This is a genomic window from Mesorhizobium sp. M0047 (assembly GCF_040323315.1).
Lineage (GTDB): Bacteria > Pseudomonadota > Alphaproteobacteria > Rhizobiales > Rhizobiaceae > Mesorhizobium.
Genome location: NZ_JAMYUW010000017.1, coordinates 15,106 through 33,142, shown reverse-complemented (window position 1 = coordinate 33,142; position 18,037 = coordinate 15,106). Strand labels below are relative to the sequence as shown.

The 18,037-nt window shown below is 63.2% G+C and carries 19 protein-coding genes; 10 read left to right on the top strand and 9 right to left on the bottom strand.

Annotated elements, in window-relative coordinates:
- Positions 1-232: 232 nt before the first annotated feature.
- The gene (gene ugpB / locus NKJ89_RS17910) at positions 233-1,483 is read right to left on the bottom strand and encodes a sn-glycerol-3-phosphate ABC transporter substrate-binding protein UgpB (protein ID WP_352604366.1); all 1,251 of its coding nucleotides are present in this window, start codon (positions 1,481-1,483) and stop codon (positions 233-235) included.
- A gap of 285 nt (positions 1,484-1,768) precedes the next feature.
- The gene (gene tlpA / locus NKJ89_RS17905; protein ID WP_352604364.1) at positions 1,769-2,458 is read right to left on the bottom strand and encodes a thiol:disulfide interchange protein TlpA; all 690 of its coding nucleotides are present in this window, start codon (positions 2,456-2,458) and stop codon (positions 1,769-1,771) included.
- A gap of 35 nt (positions 2,459-2,493) precedes the next feature.
- On the opposite strand from tlpA, the gene argH reads away from it, so the two are divergent.
- From argH to NKJ89_RS17875, 6 genes are all read left to right on the top strand, one after another.
- A complete protein-coding gene (gene argH, locus NKJ89_RS17900; protein WP_352604362.1) occupies positions 2,494-3,894 on the top strand; it encodes an argininosuccinate lyase in 1,401 nt (466 codons plus the stop codon).
- 144 nt (positions 3,895-4,038) lie between these two features.
- Positions 4,039-4,245, top strand: a complete 207-nt coding sequence (locus tag NKJ89_RS17895) for a lipoprotein (protein ID WP_352604360.1) — start codon at positions 4,039-4,041, stop codon at positions 4,243-4,245.
- 70 nt (positions 4,246-4,315) lie between these two features.
- Positions 4,316-5,584 carry a diaminopimelate decarboxylase gene (gene lysA / locus NKJ89_RS17890; RefSeq protein ID WP_352604358.1) on the top strand — a complete coding sequence of 423 codons (1,269 nt, stop codon included), beginning with the start codon at positions 4,316-4,318 and terminating at the stop codon, positions 5,582-5,584.
- 39 nt (positions 5,585-5,623) lie between these two features.
- Positions 5,624-6,565 (top strand): threonine/serine dehydratase, encoded by a 942-nt coding sequence (locus NKJ89_RS17885; protein ID WP_352604356.1) that lies wholly within the window; start codon positions 5,624-5,626, stop codon positions 6,563-6,565.
- Positions 6,566-6,775: 210 nt separating this feature from the next.
- Positions 6,776-9,367, top strand: a complete 2,592-nt coding sequence (locus tag NKJ89_RS17880; RefSeq protein WP_352604354.1) for a TIGR02302 family protein — start codon at positions 6,776-6,778, stop codon at positions 9,365-9,367.
- A gap of 113 nt (positions 9,368-9,480) precedes the next feature.
- A complete protein-coding gene (locus NKJ89_RS17875) occupies positions 9,481-9,852 on the top strand; it encodes a glyoxalase superfamily protein (RefSeq protein ID WP_352604352.1) in 372 nt (123 codons plus the stop codon).
- Here NKJ89_RS17875 and NKJ89_RS17870 read toward each other — a convergent pair.
- Positions 9,831-10,712 carry a LysR family transcriptional regulator gene (locus tag NKJ89_RS17870; protein WP_352604350.1) on the bottom strand — a complete coding sequence of 294 codons (882 nt, stop codon included), beginning with the start codon at positions 10,710-10,712 and terminating at the stop codon, positions 9,831-9,833. The two genes, NKJ89_RS17875 and NKJ89_RS17870, sit on opposite strands and share 22 nt — an antisense overlap.
- Before the next feature lie 222 nt (positions 10,713-10,934).
- On the opposite strand from NKJ89_RS17870, the gene NKJ89_RS17865 reads away from it, so the two are divergent.
- The gene (locus NKJ89_RS17865; protein WP_023757230.1) at positions 10,935-11,882 is read left to right on the top strand and encodes a DMT family transporter; all 948 of its coding nucleotides are present in this window, start codon (positions 10,935-10,937) and stop codon (positions 11,880-11,882) included.
- Here NKJ89_RS17865 and NKJ89_RS17860 read toward each other — a convergent pair whose 3' ends face one another.
- The 3 genes from NKJ89_RS17860 to NKJ89_RS17850 form a co-directional block, all read right to left on the bottom strand.
- A complete protein-coding gene (locus tag NKJ89_RS17860; RefSeq protein WP_023757231.1) occupies positions 11,883-12,254 on the bottom strand; it encodes a response regulator in 372 nt (123 codons plus the stop codon). It abuts the gene before it with no gap.
- A gap of 75 nt (positions 12,255-12,329) precedes the next feature.
- Positions 12,330-12,872, bottom strand: coding sequence for a hypoxanthine phosphoribosyltransferase (gene hpt, locus NKJ89_RS17855; protein WP_023757232.1), 543 nt, complete (start codon positions 12,870-12,872; stop codon positions 12,330-12,332).
- 20 nt (positions 12,873-12,892) lie between these two features.
- On the bottom strand, positions 12,893-13,537 hold the full coding sequence (locus NKJ89_RS17850) for a cadherin-like beta sandwich domain-containing protein (protein ID WP_023757233.1): 645 nt from the start codon (positions 13,535-13,537) through the stop codon (positions 12,893-12,895).
- Positions 13,538-13,729: 192 nt separating this feature from the next.
- On the opposite strand from NKJ89_RS17850, the gene ftsE reads away from it, so the two are divergent.
- The 3 genes from ftsE to NKJ89_RS17835 all read left to right on the top strand — a co-directional run bounded on the left by ftsE (position 13,730) and on the right by NKJ89_RS17835 (position 16,189).
- A complete protein-coding gene (gene ftsE, locus NKJ89_RS17845) occupies positions 13,730-14,389 on the top strand; it encodes a cell division ATP-binding protein FtsE (protein ID WP_023757234.1) in 660 nt (219 codons plus the stop codon).
- Positions 14,382-15,377 (top strand): cell division protein FtsX, encoded by a 996-nt coding sequence (locus tag NKJ89_RS17840; RefSeq protein WP_352604348.1) that lies wholly within the window; start codon positions 14,382-14,384, stop codon positions 15,375-15,377. Before ftsE ends, NKJ89_RS17840 begins: the two co-directional genes overlap by 8 nt.
- An 86-nt stretch (positions 15,378-15,463) precedes the next feature.
- Entirely contained in the window at positions 15,464-16,189 is a 726-nt protein-coding gene (locus NKJ89_RS17835) for a YdcF family protein (RefSeq protein ID WP_352604346.1), read from the top strand.
- Between the two features lie 4 nt (positions 16,190-16,193).
- Here the strand turns inward: NKJ89_RS17835 and NKJ89_RS17830 are convergent, their stop codons facing one another.
- The 3 genes from NKJ89_RS17830 to NKJ89_RS17820 are packed head-to-tail and all read right to left on the bottom strand — an operon-like array spanning position 16,194 to position 17,956.
- A complete protein-coding gene (locus tag NKJ89_RS17830; RefSeq protein WP_352604344.1) occupies positions 16,194-16,853 on the bottom strand; it encodes a pyridoxamine 5'-phosphate oxidase family protein in 660 nt (219 codons plus the stop codon).
- A 21-nt stretch (positions 16,854-16,874) separates the two neighbouring features.
- On the bottom strand, positions 16,875-17,345 hold the full coding sequence (locus tag NKJ89_RS17825; RefSeq protein ID WP_352604342.1) for a nuclear transport factor 2 family protein: 471 nt from the start codon (positions 17,343-17,345) through the stop codon (positions 16,875-16,877).
- Between the two features lie 59 nt (positions 17,346-17,404).
- The gene (locus NKJ89_RS17820; RefSeq protein WP_023757238.1) at positions 17,405-17,956 is read right to left on the bottom strand and encodes a carboxymuconolactone decarboxylase family protein; all 552 of its coding nucleotides are present in this window, start codon (positions 17,954-17,956) and stop codon (positions 17,405-17,407) included.
- Between the last annotated feature and the right edge of the window lie 81 nt (positions 17,957-18,037).

Below are 18,037 nucleotides of genomic sequence, written 5' to 3'. Positions count from 1 at the left end.
TGGCACCATATGGTGCCCTTCTCTGTCAATGATGGCATTGATGGACGTTTCAGATTCGGCAGCATCGACAATTGGCGAAATCACAGCAAATCTCCCCCTCTCAGGGACCCTGGAGGGGGAGATCCCTGACAGGACGGTGGGTGCGCTGTGGAACAAGGACTTTGCGCTCGCTTTAATTCCCCAGCGCTTCCTTGATCGCGGCGTTGCCACGCGCAACCGCATTGTCGAGCGCCTACTGGGCAGTTTGCTGGCCGGCCAGCATCTTCTCGAACTCCTCGTTCTGGATATCGCGCACCTGCGGCAGATTCGGCAGACGTACGCCCTTCGAATTGTCGGTCGGCGCCTTACCCGTCATCTGCAGGATCGGCGTCTCGCGACCGATGTTCTTGTCATAGAAACCGGATTTCTTGGTCGCTTCGTAGGCGGCGAGCGTTACGGGCAGGTAACCCGACTTCTGGTGCAGGTATTCCTGCACATCAGTCTTCGACAGGTAGGCGAAGAAGGCCGCGACGCCCTTGTATTCCTCGTCGGATTTGTCCGCGAAAACCCACAGGCTGGCGCCGCCCGGCGTCGTGTTCTGCGGTGCGCCCTTGGCGTCGCTGTCATAGGGCAATTGGCCGATGCCGTAATTTATCCCGGACTTGACGATATCGCCGAGACCTCCCGAGGATTCGGTCATGATCCCGCATTCGCCAGCAAGGAAGATCTGCTTGGCTTCGGAGGTGCGCCCGCCATATTTGAAGGTGCCGTCCTTGGCGAGGTCTGCGAGCGCCTGGAAGTGATTGACGAAAATCGGCGCATTGATCTTGAGTTCGACATCGCCGCCGGCCAGACCGTTCTGCTGGGTGGCCCATGGCACATCATTCCAGGCAGCGAAATTCTCCAGATGGATCCAGGTCAGCCAGGTCGAGGTGTAGCCGCAAGAAGCAGCACCGCTCGCCTTGATCTTCTTGGCATCTTCCCACACTTCCTTCCAGGTCCTCGGTGGGCTGTCTACGTCGAGGCCCGCCTTCTGGAAGATATCCTTGTTGTAATAAAGGATCGGCGAAGAGGAGTTGTAGGGGAAGGACAGCATGGTGCCGTCCGGCTTTGAATAATAGCCGACGATGCCTGGCAGGTATTGGCTCTTGTCGAAGGTCATTCCAGCGCTGGTCAATACATCGGCTGCCGGCTTGATTGCGCCTTCGGCTGCCATCATCACGCCGGTGCCGACGTCGAACACCTGGATAATGTCGGGCGCCTGGCCGGCGCGGTAGGCGGCGATGCCGGCATTCAGCGTCTCGGGATACGTGCCCTTGAACACCGGAACGAGCTCATAATCGCTCTGGCTGGCATTGAAATCTTTGGAGATCTTGTCGACGACCTCGGCATTGGCGCCAGTCATGGCGTGCCACCAACTGATCTGCGTGACAGCAAAAGCGGAGGTTGAGGAAAGCAGCGTAAAGGTGGCGGCAACACCGGCCGCGAAGCCGAAGGACTTCATGTTTCATCTCCCGTTTGTCATTGGCGAAAGGGGCACTCCCGCACAGGCAATATGTGTCGCTCATGACAATCAGACAACGGCTTTGTTGCAGATCGATGAACTTCATCTCTGGCTGAAGCAATGCTCGCCTCCCCGTAACAGACTACGGCAAAGCAATGGCGTTAGCCGACTTAGCGCGACAACGAACAGGGCAGGAACCGTCTTCAGGACCGGGCTCCGCCAAGCTGGCTTTCGGGCACGACAAAGCTGATTACAGCCGCCGCAGCCGTGAAACGGTGAGTTGCTCTAAAGGCTTTCGGGTTTGAGCACCGTCTCGACCAGCCGCCTGGCATCCGGCCCCGACCATTCGGCCGGGCCGTTCATATGGGCGAGCAGGCAGCCCTCGCCGTCGATCAGCATGGTGACGGGAAGGCCGAGCGCCAGGCCGCGCTTCTTGAGGTCGTTGAACAGCGCCATCGTCGAATCCCGGTAGTAGCCGAGCGTCGCGACGCCGGTATCGCTGAGGAACTTCTTCGGCTTCACATCGTCGCCGGCATCGACATTGACGGCGACCACCTGAAATGCGTCGCTGCCCTTTTCCTTCTGCAGTGCATCGAGCGCCGGCATTTCGGCGCGGCACGGCGCGCACCATGTCGCCCACAAATTGAGCAGCACCGTCTTGCCGGCATGGTCGGCAAGCGTCATCGCCTTCCCGTCCGGACCATTGAAGGCGAGGCTTTTCAAGGATTGCGGCGGATCGGCCGGCAAAAGCGCTGCGACTTCACCAGTGGCCGAGGCCGCGATCTTCTTGGCGCGGTCGCTCTTGGCGGCGCAGGCGACGTCATCCTTGCTGTCGTCGACGGCAGCTTGTGCCGGTGCATTGTTGCCAGACCGGCTCTCGCTGACATATACCGCGACCACGCCGGCCAGCGCGCCCGCCACCAAGGCGGCGAGGATCAGGCGCGGGGCCGGGAAGAATTTATTACCGTCTGCCATTTTCTCAGAACTGCTCCGAAGCACGGGTTATAGCCATGAGCGACAAGAAGACCAGCAACCAGATGTGGGGCGGACGTTTTGCCTCGGGTCCGGCCGCGATCATGGAAGCGATCAACGCGTCGATCTCCTTCGACCGCAAACTCTATGCGCAGGACATCAAAGGCTCGATCGCCCATAGCGAGATGCTGGCGCAGACGGGCATTATTTCGGCGGCCGATCAAGAAAAAATCGCTCTCGGGCTGAACACGATCCTGAAAGAGATCGAGGCCGGGAGCTTCGAGTTCTCGACCCGGCTCGAAGACATCCACATGAACATCGAGGCCCGCCTTGCCGACCTGATCGGCCCGGCCGCCGGCCGGCTGCACACCGCACGCTCGCGCAACGACCAGGTGGCGGTCGACTTGAGACTGTGGGTCAAGGACGAGTGCTTTCGCGTCGCCGAGGCATTGAAGGGGCTGATCAGGGCGCTGCTGGAGCGGGCCGAGGAGCATGCCGCGACGGTGATGCCGGGCTTTACCCATATGCAGGCTGCGCAACCGGTGACCTTCGGCCATCACTGCATGGCCTACGTCGAAATGTTTTCGCGTGACCTGTCGCGCGTGCGCGATGCGATCGAGCGGATGGACGAAAGCCCGCTCGGTGCCGCAGCCCTCGCCGGCACCAGCTTCCCGATCGACCGCCACCGCACCGCCAAGGCGCTCGGCTTCCGCGAGCCGATGCGCAATTCGTTGGACAGCGTCTCTGATCGCGATTTCGCGCTGGAGTTCCTCGGCATGGCGGCGATCTGCGCCACGCATCTGTCGCGGCTGGCCGAGGAGATCATCATCTGGTCAACGCCGCAGTTCGGCTTCGTCAGGCTGTCGGACTCGTTTTCCACCGGCTCCTCGATCATGCCGCAGAAGAAGAACCCCGACGCCGCCGAACTGGTGCGCGGCAAGACCGGCCGCGTCACCGGCCATCTCGTCGGCCTGCTGACGGTGATGAAGGGCATGCCCTTGACCTATGGCAAGGACATGCAGGAAGACAAGGAATCGGTGTTCGATGCCGCCGAGACGCTGGACCTGATGCTGGCCGCCATGACCGGCATGGTTTCGGACATGGCGGTCAACGCGGCCGCGATGAAGAAAGCCGCCGGCTCCGGCCACGCGACAGCCACCGACCTTGCCGACTGGCTGGTGCGCACGCTCGGCCTGCCGTTCCGCGAGGCGCATCATGTCACCGGCCGGGCGGTGGCGCTGGCTGAAGAGAAGAAGATTGGGCTGGAGAAGCTCTCGCTGGAGGATTTGCAGTCGATCAATCCCGGCATTACGGCCGACATTTTTTCGGTGCTGGCGGTGCAGAACTCGGTCAAGAGCCGCACCAGTTTCGGCGGCACCGCGCCATCGGAGGTGAGGAAACAGATCCGCACCTGGAAAAAGCGACTGGCGAAAGCGTGATGCCGGCTACTGCGACCAGCAATATCTCCGGGCTATTGCGACCAGCAATATCCCTGATATTGCAACCAGCAATATCCCGGGGTGCAATACACCGAGAACTCGGCTAAAAGCGGCGGCTGGCAAACGTTTCGGACGGATGGATCGATGACCGGAAGCAGGATTTTGGTGACGCTTACGCTTCTGGCGGCGATCGCGGCCGTTTCGGCCTGCGGCAGGAGGGGCGGTCTCGACACGCCCTATGAGGCAGCCGTGCAAGCGCGCAAGGATGCCTCGAAAGCGCACCAGCCTGTACCTCCGGAGCCGGAAAAACCGGTCGTGGACAAGAAGTTCATCCTTGACCCGCTGATCTAGAACCGATGAGGCTGGGTTTGGTCCTTCTAAACCCGATCTCATCGCGCTCCAACTTCCCGGAACCATTCTCGTGAACCATTTCGACTACCGCGACGGCGTGCTCCATGCCGAGGACGTGGCGATCCCCGATATCGCCGCACAGGTCGGCACGCCGTTCTACTGCTATTCGACGGCCACCTTGACCAGGCACTACCGGGTGTTCGCGCAGGCCTTTGCCGGGCTCGACGCGCTGGTCTGCTACGCCATGAAGGCCAATTCCAACCAGGCCGTCCTGCGGACGCTGGCCAGGCTCGGCGCCGGCGCCGACGTGGTTTCGGAAGGGGAATTGCGCCGGGCGCTGGCCGCCGGCATCCCGGCAGGCAAGATCCTGTTTTCGGGCGTCGGCAAGACCGCACGCGAAATGGACTTTGCCCTTGCCGCCGGCATCCTCTGCTTCAACGTCGAATCCGAGCCGGAACTCGAACTGCTGTCGGCACGAGCCGCGACGCTGGGCAAGGTGGCGCCGATCTCGCTGCGCATCAATCCCGACGTCGACGCCAAGACCCACAAGAAGATTTCCACCGGCAAGGCCGAGAACAAGTTCGGCATCCCGTGGCAGAAGGCACGTCAGGTCTATGCCCGCGCGGCAACGCTTCCCGGCATCAAGATCACCGGCATCGACACCCATATCGGCAGCCAGATCACCGAGTTGCAGCCTTTCGATGACGCCTTTGCCCTGCTTGTCGATCTGGTCGGCGCGCTGCGCACTGACGGCCACGCCATCGAGCATATCGATCTCGGCGGCGGCCTCGGCATTCCCTACCGCGTCGACAACAACCCGCCGCCGCTCCCCGATGCCTATGCCCAGATCGTCAGGAAGCATGTCGGCAAGCTTGGGCTTAAGGTGATGTTCGAGCCGGGCCGGCTGATATCAGGCAATGCCGGCATCCTGGTCTCCGCGGTGATCTTCGTGAAGGAAGGCGACGCCAAGAACTTCCTGGTCGTCGACGCCGCCATGAACGATCTCATCCGGCCGACGCTCTACGATGCTTTCCACGACATCCGTCCGGTCGTGCAGCCGCCGGCCGACGCGCCACGCATGATGGTCGACGTGGTCGGCCCGGTCTGCGAGACCGGCGACTATATCGGGCTCGACCGCGATCTGCCCAGGCTGAAGGCCGGCGACCTGATTTCTGTCTTCACCGCCGGCGCCTATGGCGCGGTGCAGGCCGGCACCTATAACACTCGCCTGCTGGTGCCGGAGGTGCTGGTTGATGGCGACCGCTTCCACATCGTGCGTCCGCGCCTGACCTATGACGACCTGATCGGGCTGGATTCCGTGCCCGATTGGCTCGCATAGAGGCGCCGGAAATACAGTTGCCCGTCACAGGAGCAGATCATGAGGAACGGCAACACCGTCACACGCGAGCGCATTGCCGCGATGGAACCGCGCATCCGCCCCTATATCAGGCACACACCGGTGCTGCGCGTCGACATGGCCGACTTCGACCGGCCGCCGCTGACGATCGACCTGAAGCTCGAATGCCTGCAGCATTCCGGCTCGTTCAAGGCACGCGGCGCCTTCACCAATCTCCTGGAACGGCCGGTTCCCAAGGCCGGCGTCGTCGCTGCGTCGGGCGGCAACCATGGTGCTGCCGTCGCCTATGCCGCCATGCGGCTTGGCCACAAGGCGACCATCTTCGTTCCAGAAGTGAGCCCGCCGGCCAAACTGGAGCGGATCCGCTCCTACGGCGCCGATCTGATTGTCGGCGGCGCCCGCTATGCCGAGGCACTGGCCGCCAGCGAACGCTTCGCCGAGGAAACCGGCGCCTTGCAGATCCATGCCTTCAACCAGCAGGAGACGCTGATCGGCCAGGGCACGCTCGGGCTGGAAATCGAGGGCGATTTGCCCGACATCGACACGCTGCTGGTCGCTGTCGGCGGCGGCGGCTTGATCGGCGGCATCGCTGCCTGGTTTGCCGGCCGCATCCGCATCGTCGCCGTCGAGCCGGAGGGGGCACCGACGCTTTACCGGGCGTTTGAAGCCGGACACCCCGTCGATGCGCCAGCCGAGGGCATCGCCGCCGATTCGCTGGCACCAAAGCGTGTCGGCGAGATGATGTTCCCGATCGCCGAGGCCTTTGTCGAACGCTCGATCCTGGTCAGCGACGACGACATCATCGCCGCGCAAAAGGCGCTGTGGAACCGGGTGCGCATCATCTCCGAGCCGGGTGGCGCCGCCGCCTTTGCCGCGATCCTGTCCGGCCGCTATGCGCCGGTGCCGGGCGAACGCGTCGCGGTGCTGGTCTGCGGGGCAAATGCCAACCCCGCAACTTTCTGACTGCAACCGGTGGAACTATAACGGCGGCCTTCACGTTTTCGCAAACTGCCTCGCCTTTGCCGTGTTTGCTGGTATTCTTCGAGTCGTGAGGCTTGGGCTATCCTGCCCGCCCACAGCATGACCCCAAAAGGGAATCCGGTTTCCGGACAGATCATGCAGGAGACAGAGTCCCATCCCGGTCCTTTCGGGATGAAATAGGAGGAAGGGCCGATGACGCAACGACCCACCTTCAACGGCAACCGCGGCCTGGCCTCGCGCCTCGCCTTGAGCCGGCTGGCGACGCGGGTCTCGATGATGGTCGAGCGTGGCTGGCCGTTGCTGCTTCCGCTCGTCATCGTCGCCAGCCTGTTCCTCAGCGCCTCATGGCTCGGTATCTTCACCCGGCTGCCGGATATGGCGCGCATCGGCCTTGTCGCCGCCTTCGCGATCGCGGCACTGGCCGCGCTCTACCCGCTGCGTTTCTTGCGCATCCCTGGTGCCGCCGAAATCGACCGCCGCATCGAGGCGGCCAATCAATTGCTGCACAGCCCGGTGCTGGTGCAGACCGACCGGCCTAGCGGCAGGGAAAGCAGCTTCTCGCAGGCGCTCTGGCGCGAGCACCAGAAGCGCATGGCCGGAAGGCTCGACAGCCTCGGCGCCGACCTGCCGCGCACGCGCGTGCCGGAACGCGACCCTTGGGGGCTGCGCGCGGTGGCAGCACTTTTGCTCGTTACCGCCTTCGCCTTCTCCTTCGGGCCGACGGGCGGCAGGATCAGCGACGGGTTCAAAGCCCATGGCGCGCATGATGCCGTGCCGCCGCGCATCGACGCCTGGGTGACGCCACCGGCCTACACCGGCAAGCCGCCGATCTTCCTGACGGCCGACGCCAATCAGGCGACCCCGACCTTCACAATTCCCGAAGGCAGCGATGTTTCGTTGCGCGTGACCGGCGGTTCGGGCGAGGAAACGCTTGCCTACGCCGACAAGAGTGGCAATTCCCGCGCCATCGACCCGGCTGGCCCGCAGGCCGCCGCCACGGCCAAGCCTGCGGCAAGCCCGGCAACACCGTCCAAGATACGCCAGTTCACCGGCAAGCTGACCGGCGACGGCACGCTGACGCTGACGTCGGGCGAGGATCAGCTCGGCCGCTGGGCCTTCGCGGTCATAGCCGACAAGCCGCCGCAGATCCGCTTCGTCGGCGAGCCGAAGCGCGCCGCCAACGGCGCCGTCGAACTCAACTACCAGATCGACGACGACTATGGCGCCGCCACCGCCAAGGGGGTTTTCGCGCTTGCCGATCAACAGGCACCGAATGCCCATCCGCTCTATGGTCCGCCCGAAATGCCGCTTTCGCTGCCGCGCCGCGGCGGCAAGTCGAATGCCGCCAGGACCTCCAAGGACCTGACTGAGCACGTTTGGGCCGGCAGCAAAATCAAGCTGACGCTGGTTACCACGGACGACGCCGGCCACACCGCATCGAGCGAAACCAAGACGCTGCTGATGCCTGAGCGGCCATTCGCCAATCCGCTGGCACGGGCCGTGATCGAGCAGCGCCGCCTGCTCGCGCTCGACACCAATACCAAGCCGCGCGTGCTCGACCTGATGGACGCCATCACGCTGCGGCCGGAAGACACATTCGACAACATGTCCCACTACCTCGCCATCATGAGCGCCCGCAGCCGGCTGAAGATGGCCGACAGCGACGATCAATTGCGCAACGAGGTCTCCTATCTCTGGGAAATTGCGCTCGGCATCGAGGAAGGCAATCTCTCGGCTGCGGAAAAGCGGCTGCGCCAGGCGCAGCAGGCACTGCAGGACGCCATCAAGAATGGCGCCAGCGACGCTGAAATCGAAAAGGCGATGAAGGAACTGCGCGAGGCGATGAACCAGTTCCTGCAGGAATTCGCGGAGCGCGCCAAGCAGAATCCCAACGCTCCGCAGATGCAGCAGAACGGGCAGGAACTGCGCCAGAGCGATATCGACCGCATGATGGACCAGATCGAGAATCTGGCGAAGTCGGGCGATCGCGACAAGGCGCAGGAATTGCTGTCGCAACTTCAGGACATGATGAACAATCTGCAGGCTGGCCGGCAGCAGCAAGGCGGCCAGCAGGACAGCGAGATGCGCCAGCAGATGGACAAGCTCGGCGATATCCTACGCCGCCAGCAGGAGATGATGAACGATACCTTCCGCATGGACCAGATGCAGCGCGGCGAACGCCAGCGCGGACAGAACCGCGACGAACAGCTCGGCCAGGACGAGCAACAAGGTCAATCCGGCGAAAACGGCAAGCCGAACGAGGACGGCCAGCCGAAGCCGATGACACCGCAGGAATTCGCCGATGCGCTGAAGCAGTTGCAGCAAGGTCAGGGCCAGCTGAAAAGCGATCTCGAGCAGCTAAAGAAGGGGCTTGAAGGCATGGGCATGCAGCCCAACGAAGGATTTGGCGAGGCCGGCAAGTCGATGGGCAATGCCGAACAGGCGCTCGGCGAGGGCGAAGGCGATGCGGCCGTCGGCCATCAGGGCCGGGCGCTGGAAGCGCTGCGCAGGGGCGCCAAGGACATGATGAAGCAGATGCAGGCCATGCAAGGCGACGAGGGCGGCAGCGAGAAAGGCGGTCGCCAGCAGAACGCCGATCGTGATCCGCTCGGCCGGCCGCGCGCCAGCCAGGGTCCCGACTTCGGCGATTCAGTGAAGGTGCCCGACGAGATCGACGTGCAGCGTGCCCGTCAGATTCTGGAAGCGATCCGCAAGCGGCTCGGCAACGCGCTCAGCCCCGATATCGAACGCAGTTATCTGGAACGGCTGCTTGAGTTGAAATAGAGCAATTTCAAGAAAGGTGTGAAGCGGTTTTCCGTCCGGAATTGCGACAAGACATAGGGATTGCCGCCCCGCCTCCACGCCACCCGAAAACCCTCTCGAGCGGTTGCACCACCATGCCCAAACTTGGCGCCGTCACCCCCATCCTGCGCATCTTCGATATTGCCAAGGCGCGTGAATTCTATGTCGGCTTCCTCGGCTTCGAGGTGCAGTGGGAACATCGCTTCGACGACGACGCACCGCTCTACATGGCGGTCGGCCGCGACGACTGCGTCCTGCATCTCAGCGAACATCACGGCGACGGTGCACCCGGCATTGCCATGCGCATCAAGGTCGAGGACATCACCGCACTGCATCGCGAACTGATCGGCAAAAAATACCGCTTCGCCAGGCCGGGCCTGGAAGAGACGCCATGGAAGACCCGTGAGGTATCGGTCGCCGACCCGTTCGGCAACCGCCTGCATTTCTACGAGGATGCCGCGGGGTGATCCTGCCTGTTGACGAACGCTTCGCGGATTGCCTCCTGCATGCCGTCGATCGCCTCACCTGAGGCATTGGGGTTGCGGTGCATCACCACATTCGAGGAATCGATGTCGCCGAACCCGTCCGCGGCCGTCAGTTCGCGACAGCCGCTTGGGATGTTGCTGCGCGAAATCGGCGCGATCGCCAGTCCGGAGGTGACGGCGAGCTTGAGGCCGCCAGTGGTGTCGCTGGTATAGGCGACACGATAGGCAAGATTGCGCTGCTCCAGTGACTTGATGGCGAAGTCCTTGCACCAGCCAGCCCGGTTGTAGAGCGCGATCGGCACAGGCTGCTCCTCATGCATATGGTGCAGGGTCGATGTCACCCACACGGTCGGATCGTGCATCAGCACTTCGCCGCCGGCAGGATCCTGCCATTCGAACACCACGCACAGATCGAGTTCTCCGGCGGCGAGCGCCGCTATCTGTGCCCCTGAATGCGCATAGCGCACCGTGACCTCGACCTGCGTGTGACGCTTCGAAAAGGCACCGAGCGCGCGCGACAGGATAGCGTGGCCATACTCCTCCGGAATGCCGATGCGCACCGGCCCGCCAAGCGGCGCCGCCGCCATCGACGCCGCCGTCTCGTCGAGCAGCGAAACGATGCGGCGGGCATTGACGATGAGTTCGCCGCCGCGCCGCGTCAGCGCGACGCCGCGCGAACCGCGTTCGAACAGGCTGTCGCCGATCAGCTCTTCGAGCTTCTTCATCTGCATCGAGACCGCCGACTGGGTGCGGCCAGCCTGCTCGGCCGCTTTGGTGAAATTGCCGGCTTCGGCAATGGCCACGAAGGTGCGCAGGAGGTCGCTGTCGAGGGTTGGTCGCATGAAATCCGCCATAAGGAAATTTGATCGCTGGTATCATTCCAATTCGTTTGCAACATGTCAAACCCAGGATGATAGTGGCCTTTCCCATTGGATATGCGGCTGCGAAATCAGCCGCGGACCAATCAAGAGTCCTCACTCGTGCCCGCTGCCCGAAACGGTGGCGGGTTCTTTTTACCCCGCAAGCGACAGCTTCGGATCGTATACGCAGGAGCTTGGATGCAGATGCAGAATCGGATGGTGCGCGGCATCCTGAGCCTGTGCCTGGGCGTGCTGGTCTTCTCGCTGCAGGACCCGCTCGTCAAAGCCGTATCGAGCGGCTATCCGGTGACCGAAGTGATGGCGATCCGCTCGATCGTCGCTCTGCCGATCCTGATTGTTCTGGTCCATGCCGATGTCGGCCTGCGGGCGATCCTGTCGAAGCGATTCGGCATGCTGACCATGCGCGCCTTCATCCAGTTCACCTCCTATACGGTCTACTATCTGGCAATCGCCGCTCTGCCGCTGGCCGATGCGGTGGCGCTCTATTTCATGGCGCCGCTGTTCATCATGGCGCTGGCCGGGCCGTATCTCGGCGAGCGCGTCTCGTGGCAGACGCTGGCGACCGTGTTGATCGGGTTGCTTGGCGTGCTCGTGATGCTGCGCCCCGGCACCGGACTGTTCGACATGGCAGCACTCCTGTCGCTGGGCTCGGCGGCGCTCTATGGCTTCTCGCAACTGATGGCCCGCAAGATCGGCGACACCGAATCGTCGACCGTCATGGCCTTCTATCAGAACGGCGCCTATCTGGTTGGCGCCGCTGTCGTTGCCGGCGTGTTCCACCTTGCCGGCATCACCCATGCCGTCCACCCCAGCGTGGAATTCCTGGTGCGGCCCTGGCTGTGGCCGACGCTGCCGGATTTTCTCAAGATGGCGGCCTGCGGTATCGTCGCCTCCGCCGGCATGATCCTGCTGTCGCAGGCCTATCGGATGGCGCCGGCCAACCGCGTTGCCACCTTCGAATATACCGGCATCCTGTGGTCGCCGCTGTGGGGTTTCCTGTTCTTCGCCGAGGTCCCGCGGTCGACGACCGTCATTGGCGCGGCCCTCATCATCGGCGCCGGCCTGCTGGCCCTCAACACCGAACGGCGCAAGAGCGCTCCACCCGTGCTCACTGCTGCCGATCCAGCCTGATCAGGCGAAGCAGATCAGTGCCCGTTCGACCCGCGAGCGGATTTCGGCCAGCGTAAAGGGCTTCTGCACGACATCGAGGATAACGCCGTCCAACTCCTCGGCGCGCTCGCGTTGGTCGGCATAGCCAGTCATCAGCATGATCTTCATTGACGGAAAAAGGGCCGACGCCGCAATCGCCATCTCGATGCCGTCCATCTCCGGCATGCGGATGTCGGAGACGACGAGATCGTAGCCGCCTTTTGCGGCCTGGATCAGTGAAAGCCCTTGCGCGCCGTCCGCCGCGACCTCGATCGCATGCCCTGCGCGTTCAAGCGCGCGGGCGGCCAGGGTGCGGACGGACTCATCGTCCTCGACGATCAGAAGCTTTGCCATGGCCGGCATATTTGGCCGCGAAAAGTTGACTTTTCCTGAAAGCGGCCACGGTCGGCGGATCTTTTTGGAAGTCGCTCAGACATCGCCTTTCACGACGCCGACAAAAGGCAGTTCGCGAAAAGCGTGCGCGACATCCATGCCGTAGCCGACGACGAAATAGTCGGGACAGTCGAAGCCGACATAGTCAGCGTTGAGTGCGGTCTGTCGACGCATGCGCTTGTCGAGCAGCACGGCGATGGAACAACTTTTTGCGCCCCTCGACAGCATCAGGTCGCGGGTGAAGCTTAGCGTCTTGCCCGATTCGAGAATGTCGTCGATCAACAGCACGTCGCGGCCGGTGACCTCGTTGTCGATGTCGCGCAGCACCCTCACCTCGCCGCTGGTGGTGCCCGCGCCGTAGCTGGAGATGAAGATGAACTCGACCTCCGGCGACAAGCCGACATCGTGCATGGCACGGATGAGATCGGCGGCGAAGATGAACGAGCCCTTCAGCACCGAGATCACCAGCAGATCGTGATAGTCGTGGCCGGCGATCTCCTTGGCGAGTTCGAGGTTGCGCCGGGCGATCGCCGATGCTGAAAACAGGACTTCGATGTCCTTGCCGCGTACGATTGGCATTGGTGTTCCTCGGTAGTCGCCTATTGAGCGAAAGTGACTAAGACGGCTCTTACGCCGTACTTAGGCACGTCGAGCCGGCTGGCAAAGCCGAATCTTTCGCCCGACGCCAGCGAGCGGCCGGATGTCCCCAACGTATAGCGGGTTGTGCGCCCGTCATTGCTCGTCACCCGAATTTCGAGCGGCGGCAGTTGCACCGGTTTCGCGCCATCATTGACGGCCTCGCCATCGACGAACAGCGCTGGGTTCGGGCCCGACGCGTCGACGCGTGAGGTGACGCCTGAAATGCTGAGCGCCGAGGGCTGCGCGCTGGACAGGAACGACGCCTGGCGCACCAGCGCATGCCCGCCGGAGACCCAGAAAGCGGCCAACGCGGCGCCGACGCCGGCGATCCAGAAGATCGGTCCGCCGCGCGAGGCCGGCGGCCGTTCCGCCGGGGCCTCGGGCTTGCGCAGCATGTCCATGCCCTCGATGGCCGGTGTGACGATCGCACGCGGCAGCGGCGAAACGCTTTCCACGGCGGGGACAAGACGCGGCATCACCACATAATCGGCATCGACGACGTCGGCAGCGGGACCACGCATGAACCGGTCCTTAGCGGCAATTGCCGCCGGATCGGTCATGATTTCGCCGGAAACCGGGCGCGCGGTTCGATCGTCAGCCATCATGGCCCCAGCATTGCAGCACGTGTTCGCTTTTCGTTTCTTTTGCGTAAACACAAATGGTTAACGCTTCCCCACCGGAGCCCTCGTGACGAGCCGAAAGAGCCCAGGAATTAACCGCCGGTTAACCATGCCGGCCGATGGTCTTTACCCAGAACAGGCCGGCTCGCCGCCGTGCCGAATTTCAGGTCGCCGAAATTGATTCGCTTCGAAAATGTCGGCCTCCGTTATGGCATGGGTCCGGAAATCCTCCGCGACATCTCCCTGCACATTCCGGAGCGCTCCTTCCAGTTCCTGAGTGGGCCTTCGGGCGCCGGCAAGACGACGTTGCTGCGCCTGCTGTTCATGTCGCTGAAGCCGACGCGCGGGCTGATCACCATCTTCGGCAAGGACCGGTCACGTATCTCGCGCTCCGAACTGCCGCATCTGCGGCGGCGCATCGGCGTCGTGTTCCAGGACTTTCGCCTGCTCGATCACATGACTACCTACGAGAACGTCGCGCTGCCGCTGCGCGTGCGCGGGCGCGAGGAAGCAAGCTACCGCACCGATGTCACCGAGCTGTTGAAGTGGGTTGGGCTGGGCGAACGTATGCACGTGCTGCCGCCGGTTCTGTCCGGCGGCGAGAAGCAGCGCGCCGCGATCGCGCGAGCACTGATCGAGCAGCCGGAGATCCTGCTGGCCGACGAACCGACCGGCAATGTCGATCCGCCGCTGGCGCGACGCCTGCTGCGGCTGTTCATCGAGCTCAATCGTCTCGGCACCGCCGTGGTGATCGCTACCCACGATCTCGGCTTGATGGAACAGGTCGACGCGCGTCGCATGATCCTGGCCGGCGGAAGGCTGGACATCTATGACTGAACTGTCCGCCGAACATCTTGTGGAACGAGACCAGGACGCCGAGGCGGCAAAGGCAGGGGCCCGCGCCCAGCGCAGGATGGCACCGATCGTGCCGGCGCAGAACATCGCCGGCCGGGCGCTGGTGCTGGTCATCGCCATCATGACATTCCTGTCCTGCCTGACCTTCGGCGCGGTGACGCTTGTGCGCGACACCGCGTCCGTCTGGGAGAACCAGATTTCGCGCGAGGCGACGATCCAGATCAAGCCGGTCGACGGCCTCGACATGGAGGCAGCCCTTGCCCGGGCCTCCCAGATCGCCGGCGAGTTTCCCGGCGTCAAGGCAACCCGGATCATCGATCGCGAGGCGACCGCCAGGCTGTTGGAACCGTGGCTGGGTTCAGGCCTCAACATCGACGAATTGCCGGTGCCGCGCCTGATCATCGTCACTATCGACGAAAGCAGCCCACCCGATTTCGCCGCGATGCGCGCCGCGATCACGCCGAAACTGCCGAGTGCCTCGCTCGACGATCACCGCACCTGGGTCGACCGGCTGGTTGCCATGGCCCGCACCACTGTGACCATCGGCATCGCCGTGCTGGCGTTGATGCTGTCGGCGACGGTGCTGACCGTGGTGTTCGCAACACGCGGCGCCATGGCCGGCAATGGCCACATCATCGAGGTGCTGCATTTCGTCGGTGCCGAGGCACGCTTCATCGCACGCGAATTCCGGCGACATTTCCTGGTCACTGGCATGAAGGGAGCGGCGGCCGGCGGTGCCGCGGCGGTACTCGTCTTCATCGTCTTTTCCTGGTGGTCGTCGCGCAACATGGCAACGCCGCAGGCCGACCAGGCAACTGCCCTGTTCGGCAATTTCGCTATCGGCTCGGCTGGGTATCTCGGTGTCGTCTTGATGGTGCTGGTGATCGGCGGGCTGACGGCGGCAACCTCGCACGCCACCGTAGTCGCCTATCTCAGCGACATCGATGTTCGCCAACCGGATGCAGGCTGACGAGGCAAGATGATCACGGATGGAGAATTCGCGTAACGCAAAGTGCGTCTTTTACCTACCCAAGTCCGCATTTCAGGATTAACCATATGGCGATGGACGCGCGGGATACGACCGGTACGGCTGGACAGATGCCAGTGGTGGTTGCCCGTTCGCATGACCGCAACACGATGAGCCGTCTAAGGGCCGCGTTGCGTATATCCGCTCTCTCCTTGCTCGTCCTCGCGACATTGTTTGCCGGGGGCTTCGGCTGGTTCGCGAACAAGGTCAGCCACCTGACGACGCCTGCCAATCCAGCCAAGGCTGATGCAATCATCGTCCTGACCGGCGGCCAATCCCGCCTCGATGCGGCCATGGACCTGCTGGCGTCAGGCAAGGGCGAGCGGCTGCTGATCAGCGGTGTGCATCCTTCCGCCAGCCGTCGCCAGTTGCAGGCGGCGACCGGTGGCGACGTCAGGCTGTTCTCCTGCTGCGTCGACATCGACCGTGCCGCGCTCGATACGATCGGCAATGCCGAGGAAAGCGCCAAATGGGTCGAGAGCCATGCCTATGGCACAGTGATCCTCGTCACCAACAATTATCATATGCCGCGCAGTCTGCTGGAAATGGGCCGGCTGCTGCATGGCGCCAAGCTTGAGCCCTATCCGGTGGTCAATTCCAACCTCGACAATGGCGGCTGGCTGACCAAGCCGCGGGCATTGCGTGTGCTGTTCACCGAGTACAACAAATATTTGCTGGCGCTGGCGCGTGGCATCGTCCCGGTCAAGCCGACGCCCAACGGCATCGCGCTGGCCGAAACCGCAGCCGGCGGCTGAACCATTATTCCCCGGCGGCCGCGCCTGCCCTGGCGGCCCTGGCAGCCGCGCCCGACACCTCCTTGAGCCGTGCGACCTCCTGTTCAAGACGCTCGATGCGCCTGTCCCGTTCACCGAGTGCCGCTGCCACGTCGGCCGCCTCGAAACGCTGCGGGATATGCTGCGGGCAATTGGCATCCCAGGCCGTGATCGTGAACAGGATGACCTGCTCGGGACGTGCCTTGTAATCTTGCGGCATCAGTTTCGCCAGCAGTTCGGCATCGTTCTCGACAGCGCGCGCCGTGCCCCAGAGCTTGATGCGTTGCCGATGCATATAGTCGACCAGGAACAGGAAGGCCTGCGGATTGTCGGCCAGATTGCCCTGCGTGATGAACTGCCGGTTGCCGGCAAAATCCGCGAAGCCGATCGTGTGTTCATCCAGCACCTTGAGGAAGCCGGCCGGCCCGCCGCGGTGCTGGATGTAGGGCTGGCCATCGCCATTGGCCGTCGCCAGGAAGACGCTGGTCTGCATCTCGATGAAGGCGGCAAGGTCGGGGGTGATGGCAGCTTGCCAGCCGCCACGCTGCTCGACGCGGGCATAGGATTGGCGTGAGCCCTTGCGGGCCTGGATCGCCTTGATCGTCGGCGTGAAGGCGACGTCGCTGGTGAAAGCATGCGCGTTCATCGAAAGCCTCCTGGAATTGCTCTAAAGCCCGAGTTCCGACAGTGTTGGGTGGTCATCCGGCCGCCGGCCGAGCGGCCAGTGATATTTGCGGTCAGCCTCGCCGATCGGCAGGTCGTTGATGCTGGCGATGCGCAGGCGCATCAGCCCGTGTTCGTCGAATTCCCAATTCTCGTTGCCGTAGCTGCGGAACCATGAACCGCTGTCGTCGCGCCACTCATAGGCGAAGCGCACCGCGATCCGGTTGGCGTGGAAGGCCCAGACCTCCTTGATCAGCCTATAGTCAAGCTCGCGGCTCCATTTGCGCGTCAGGAACGCCTGGATGGCATCGCGCCCTTGCAGGAATTCGGTCCGGTTACGCCAGCGACTGTCCATTGTGTAGGCGAGCGCGACCCGTGCCGGATCGCGCGAGTTCCAGGCGTCCTCGGCCATGCGCGCCTTCTGTGCGGCGGTCTCGGCTGTGAACGGTGGAAGCGGTGGTCGGCTCTCAGACATGACATTCCTCTGCGGCGTGCGTGGCGGAGACCGGCGGACACCGCCTGGCCTTTCCGGAGTCAGGCAGCATCGCGGGCAGAAACAACCGGAAAATCGATCTCGGTCCGGGCAACCTCATTGATATAGTTGGTCCAGACGTTCAGGGCGACGTGCTGGACGATCTCAATGATCTCACCATCGTCATAGCCTGCCAGCCTGACGGCTGCGAGGTCCTCGTCGCCGACATGGCCGCGGCTGTGGGCGACCTTGGCGGCGAAACGGACAGCCGCGCCCGCCTTGGGATCGGTGGAACCGCCGTGGCGGTTGGCAATCATTTCGGCGTCGTCGAGCCTTGCGAGGTTCTTGCCGAGGTAGGTGTGGGCGGAAAGACAGTAGCTGCAACCATTGACCTCGGCGACCGCGAGCGCGATACGTTCGCGCGTTGGCGCCGGCAGGCGGCCCCTGGCAAGCGCCCCCGACATGCCGAGGTAGCCTTCCAGCGCGGCCGGGCTGTTTGCAACCATCCTAAACAGGTTCGGCACGACACCGAGCTGCTTCTCGACAGCGTGCAGCATGGGTTGCGCGGCTGTTGGAGCGGCGGCAATGGATGACAGGGTAACGATGCGGGGCATGACGATTTCCTTTTGAGGTGCCCGTCTTATATGCATCCTTTCACATTGCAGATGTAGATGCCATAATTGCAATCTATCCTT

Coding starts and splice junctions, on each gene's coding strand:
- NKJ89_RS17895 (WP_352604360.1), top strand. CDS start 4,039: ATGACCGGAAGCAGGATTTTGGTGACGCTTACGCTTCTGGCGGCGATC.
- argH (WP_352604362.1), top strand. CDS start 2,494: ATGAGCGACAAGAAGACCAGCAACCAGATGTGGGGCGGACGTTTTGCC.
- tlpA (WP_352604364.1), bottom strand. CDS start 2,458: ATGGCAGACGGTAATAAATTCTTCCCGGCCCCGCGCCTGATCCTCGCC.
- NKJ89_RS17840 (WP_352604348.1), top strand. CDS start 14,382: ATGACTGAACTGTCCGCCGAACATCTTGTGGAACGAGACCAGGACGCC.
- NKJ89_RS17820 (WP_023757238.1), bottom strand. CDS start 17,956: ATGCCCCGCATCGTTACCCTGTCATCCATTGCCGCCGCTCCAACAGCC.
- NKJ89_RS17830 (WP_352604344.1), bottom strand. CDS start 16,853: ATGAACGCGCATGCTTTCACCAGCGACGTCGCCTTCACGCCGACGATC.
- NKJ89_RS17885 (WP_352604356.1), top strand. CDS start 5,624: ATGAGGAACGGCAACACCGTCACACGCGAGCGCATTGCCGCGATGGAA.
- NKJ89_RS17880 (WP_352604354.1), top strand. CDS start 6,776: ATGACGCAACGACCCACCTTCAACGGCAACCGCGGCCTGGCCTCGCGC.
- NKJ89_RS17870 (WP_352604350.1), bottom strand. CDS start 10,712: ATGCGACCAACCCTCGACAGCGACCTCCTGCGCACCTTCGTGGCCATT.
- NKJ89_RS17850 (WP_023757233.1), bottom strand. CDS start 13,537: ATGATGGCTGACGATCGAACCGCGCGCCCGGTTTCCGGCGAAATCATG.
- hpt (WP_023757232.1), bottom strand. CDS start 12,872: ATGCCAATCGTACGCGGCAAGGACATCGAAGTCCTGTTTTCAGCATCG.
- NKJ89_RS17860 (WP_023757231.1), bottom strand. CDS start 12,254: ATGGCAAAGCTTCTGATCGTCGAGGACGATGAGTCCGTCCGCACCCTG.
- NKJ89_RS17825 (WP_352604342.1), bottom strand. CDS start 17,345: ATGTCTGAGAGCCGACCACCGCTTCCACCGTTCACAGCCGAGACCGCC.
- NKJ89_RS17835 (WP_352604346.1), top strand. CDS start 15,464: ATGGCGATGGACGCGCGGGATACGACCGGTACGGCTGGACAGATGCCA.
- NKJ89_RS17865 (WP_023757230.1), top strand. CDS start 10,935: ATGCAGAATCGGATGGTGCGCGGCATCCTGAGCCTGTGCCTGGGCGTG.
- NKJ89_RS17875 (WP_352604352.1), top strand. CDS start 9,481: ATGCCCAAACTTGGCGCCGTCACCCCCATCCTGCGCATCTTCGATATT.
- ugpB (WP_352604366.1), bottom strand. CDS start 1,483: ATGAAGTCCTTCGGCTTCGCGGCCGGTGTTGCCGCCACCTTTACGCTG.